Source organism: Citrobacter sp. TBCS-14 (assembly GCF_005280805.1).
GTDB classification, from domain to species: domain Bacteria; phylum Pseudomonadota; class Gammaproteobacteria; order Enterobacterales; family Enterobacteriaceae; genus Citrobacter; species Citrobacter gillenii.
Window position 1 is genome coordinate 1 of the sequence record NZ_SZWM01000119.1, and the last position, 201, is coordinate 201.

A 201-nucleotide genomic window follows, 5' to 3' on the forward strand; every position below is an offset into this window, starting at 1 on the left:
ATTCCGGAAGCACTGCAAAACACCGTCGAGATAGCTAAACGCTGCAACGTGACGGTGCGTCTGGGCGAATATTTCCTGCCGCAGTTCCCGACCGGTGATATGACCACCGAAGATTTCCTTGTGGCGAAATCACGCGAAGGGCTGGAAGAACGTCTCGAATTTTTGTTCCCTGACCCTGAGGTTCGTGCGCAGAAGCGCCCG

General features: G+C 55.2%; 1 protein-coding gene. It reads left to right on the forward strand.

Going from position 1 to position 201, the window contains the following annotated elements:
* The coding region (locus tag FDX22_RS00650) for a hypothetical protein (RefSeq protein ID WP_146716574.1) at nt 1-201 on the forward strand (201 nt) is incomplete at both ends.